Source organism: Pedobacter sp. 01N416, from assembly GCF_056399685.1.
Genome location: NZ_JBFTRT010000446.1, coordinates 1 through 4,368 on the forward strand (window position 1 = coordinate 1; position 4,368 = coordinate 4,368).

Genomic DNA, 4,368 nt, shown 5'->3' on the forward strand with positions numbered 1-4,368 from the left:
ACGTGAGGTTCAATTAAATAGCCCAAGTACTCATGTTTGCACAAAGAGTACACCACTTTACAGGTTTTAGAGCTATCGACACGTAACATTGATTGGTTTAAAATTTTTTCTAAGCTAAGCGCTTAAAAAACTTTAAACTTACAATATTTTGAGGTTACATCAAAAAGAAGTAGCGGTTTTTGAGATAAAAATTATCAGTTTTTTTTATCGAAATTTAAAAGAATGGTTAATTGCTACTATTGGATGGAACGTTTATTTTGAAGTTAAAGGCAGATAAACATTAAATGCTTTATAATTGGCTACAACTTATTATCTTAGCCCTTGTATTGATAGGCTTTTTAGTATCAATCAATTAACGCATCACTATTAAGGTTTACATGAAATTTTTTTACGCGCTCTCTCTGTTTGCCTGCTTATTCTTTTATAGCTATGGCCAAGAAATCCCCAGGAGCACCCAATATATTTTTAACAATATCCTGTTGAATCCTGCATTATCGGGAATAGATAATTATACAGATTTAAAAATAGGTTTACGCAAACAGTGGAGCGGTTTAGAAGGTGCACCAAGTACACAATACCTTTCTTTAAGTACCGCTATTGGCGAAGATTTTGTTCGGAGCAATGTAAATTCATTTGCCGGGAATGGAGACAATCCAATGAGCAGAAGTTTTGTAAACAGCTACACCGCGGCAGAGCCTCACCATGGAATTGGCCTGGTGGCCATGACGGATAAAGCCGGTTTGGTTCGGCAGACTAATGTGAATTTAACCTATGCATATCATTTAGGCCTTACAAACGAAGTAAATTTATCAGTTGGTTTATCAGGAGGATTTAAATCGATCAGTGTTGATGTACGCGGAATTATAGCCGATGAATCGGGCGACCCTTTATTCTCTGCCGATTATAACAACAAAATTAGACCCGATATTGGCGCAGGTATTTGGTTGTATAGTCCACGATTTTTTGCTGGTGTTTCAGCAAAACAGCTGGTTGGAAATAAAAGCAGTATTGTAAATAATCAAGTTAAAACCAGTCCATACCAAGCAGCTACTTTTTACGGAACGGCGGGTTATAAAATATTTCTGGATGAGGATATTGCAATGATCCCCTCTGGTTTGATTTCATATTGGGTCAACGCTCCGGCTACTTTCGATGCCAATTTGAAATTTGCCTATCGGGATAAGTTTTGGGTTGGAACCAGTTTCAGGAACAACGATTCTTTTTCGCTTCTAGCAGGATTTAATATTGCGTCGCTGGTAAACCTGAGTTATTCTTATGATGTAAATACTTCAGGATTACGTTCGGTAAATAATGGTACCCACGAAATTGTACTGGGTATTTTATTGAATAACCGCTATCAGGTAGTTTGTCCAAGTAGGCAATTTTAACGTAAAAGTGTTATGCTGCCACCTAGTGGTTTACATTCAGCCCGCAAATCGATCACATAATAATAAACCCCTGCTGGTAATTCTTTATCCCTAAATCTACCATCAAAAGGTTTGGTATAATTGCCGATCGATTCGTAAACCAACTGACCGCCACGGGTGTAGATTTTAATATTGGTGCCATTAAAATCTGGTAAACCCCTCACTTGCCAAACATCGTTCATACCATCTCCATTCGGGGTCATGGTGTTGGTAACCTCCAGGTTATCGTGTGTTACTTCTACATGTACCTTGGTAAACTCGCTTGTACAAGAACCCAGTTTTCTCCTCACAAAATAATCTGCCGTTTTGGCTACCCTAAATTTGAATATTCCGTTGGTGTTTTCTGAAAATGGCTTCGTATCATCAATTTTTTCAAAGAGCTGGAAGGTGCCTTCTTCTGGTGCAATTACAGGTAAAACGATATCTGAAACATAACAAACGCGTAGATCGTTGATGATGGGAGCTATGATTTTAAAAGGCTCATCTACTACGGTATAAGCCTCGCTGATGGCATAACCACAAGATGTTTTGTCTTTTACTTCTAAACGATAGGTGCCTGCGCCAACATTAATTAGATCTTGAGTGTATTGAACAGCCTCGCCAGCTTCGTTTATCCATTTAAAATCATACGCTGGAATACCACCGATTACCTGTATGCCTTTAACAGAACCTCTCTGTAAAGTACAGCCATCTTTAATTACGGTTGCTGTATTGGAAACGATGTTTAGTTTTGGCGTGATATTGATGGCGTATGGTCCTAAAATAGTTTCACAATTGTTCACATCATAGGCAAACATCCTGTAATTGCCTCCGGGCAAATTTTTAAGTTCAATAATGTTCCCTGTTTTGGTTGCACCTGCAACTGTAGCGCCTGATTCATCTACCCATTTAAACAATGTTGGAAGAACGGAACTGAAGTTTAGGTTGATACTTCCGTTAATCAACTCGCAAGTGGTGTTGTTAACGGTTGGCGTAAAGGTATAAACCGTTGGTGTTAATGCATCTACCCTGAAAGTTCTGTCTAAAGTGCAGGTATACAGCGAATTGCTGGCTCTTAATGTATAAGTTCCTGGGGCAAGGTCAATCATTTTTATTGACATGCCAGGGGAGTACGGTCCTTTTTTGATGCTTTGCCCCGTTGGGCCTAACCACTCGTATGTATCGGCATTGGTAATCGATACACCATCAATAACACCATTGTTAACACCACATCTGGCCGGAGTAACTGTCCCTCCGTTAATCGCAACATCGCTATAGGTGCCGATAAAGAAAGATGAGGAAACTGGCGAACATTGCCCTTCGTCAGAAACAGATAAAGTATAGTTGCCGCCTCCTACATTTTCCAGATCCAATGTAGTTGACACCACATCTGTACCTAAAATTCCTGTGATCGGATCGCGTTTAAACCATTTGTAGCTTAAGGTACCCGTTGCATCTGTAATGGTAATGCCTACAATAGATCCGTTTTCTTTACCACATGCTGCAGAGGTGGTTTTAGTTGGATTCCCAATTTTAGGTTGAGGTTTCCTTCTAACTGTAATCGGATCAGAATCTAATGAGCAGTTTGCTTCATCCGATACTTTTACGAAGTAGGTGCCTTCTGGTAAATTAGCTGGGTTACTTCTGCTTACCACGGCATTTGTTGCGGTATTTATCCACTCGTATTTTAATACACCTTTACCCCTTAAAACCTCAGCTGTAAATGTAAAAGTGGTTTGTCCGCAGGCAGGCGAAACTGGCAGAATAGTAGGTTTGGTTAACTTCTGATCTTTGATGATAAACACCGATGGAAATGCTTTGCAGCCATCATCAACGGTTACCTCGTAAGTGCCTACATCTAAATTGGAGATGCTTTGTGTATTTCCTTTAGGTACGCGGCTACCATCTGTTTCTATTTTTACCCAGCTAAAAGTAAAACCTTCGCGGGGCTCTGGGATGGTGATTGATCCATTGGCATTACAGGTTACAGGTTCTACTATAGCTTCGTTTGGTAATAATTCAGCAGTAGAGAAAGGAGAGGTGGTTGCATTTAATAAGCTGGCTGTTGCAGTAACCATTCCGCTTAGGGTTCCGTTGTATTCCCAACGACCATCGCTACCGGCCTGTACAGTTGCAATATAGGTTTTACCTTCACAGATACCTTGGCAATTTACGGTATAAAATAGTTCTACTTCTGAGTTGGGTGTGGCCTTACCCGAAACATAATCATTTCTTTTTTTCAGTACCTGAATGTAGGGTTGAAGGATCGATAGGGTTTTTCCGATGCCAAATGTCTTGTTGCAAAAGAAACTGTTCCTTGTGATTTTTACGGGTTTTGACGATACCGTTTCCACCCCGAAATTGTTGTTGGCGATTAAGTTTGCTTCGGCAGGTGTTGCGCCACCGATGGTTCCTCCTGCACCCAACTCTATTTTTACGCCAATTCCGTTACTCATCACTACAGCTCCGGCAGCATCGGTACCAATGGCATTACCGGTTAAAATAAAATCAGAATTGGTGATCGAAACCCCTGTAGTTCTGTTTCCGCCGATAATATTATTGCGCACATAAAGTGCCGTATTTACCGCATTGACCTTTAAACCTGCAATTTCTAAAGCGGAGGAAGAAAGAAATATCGGTAATTCATGGAAATCTTTTTTGCCCGTATAATCGACCCCGATTTTATTATTGATCACGTTGACATCAAACCTTGCATTGGTGGAGTACGATGACCTGGTGATATCTACATTAATCCTGTTTGCGGCGATAACGTTTCCTTCACCAGGATTATCACCACCAACATCTAGTGCACTATCGTATAAACTGGCCGAAATACCAAAAACATTGGTGTTTGGTGTTATTCCATCATATATTACCCCGATTAAGTTCGATTGGATCTTGATTTTAGTAGCGGTGATGGTGTTAAAATAATAGCTGTTCTGCACAATAATACCGTTAATGT

Annotated in this window: 2 protein-coding genes; one reads left to right on the forward strand and one right to left on the reverse strand. The window is 40.1% G+C overall.

Annotation, left to right across the window (positions count from 1 at the left end; translation table 11 throughout):
* Window positions 1–377: 377 nt before the first annotated feature.
* A complete protein-coding gene (locus AC1DND_RS21065; RefSeq protein WP_477584592.1) occupies window positions 378–1,388 on the forward strand; it encodes a PorP/SprF family type IX secretion system membrane protein in 1,011 nt (336 codons plus the stop codon).
* On the opposite strand, the gene AC1DND_RS21070 is transcribed toward AC1DND_RS21065, so the two are convergent.
* Window positions 1,385–4,368 (reverse strand): gliding motility-associated C-terminal domain-containing protein (locus tag AC1DND_RS21070; protein ID WP_477584593.1); only part of this gene is annotated, 2,984 nt, incomplete at its 5' end. The genes AC1DND_RS21065 and AC1DND_RS21070 overlap by 4 nt on opposite strands.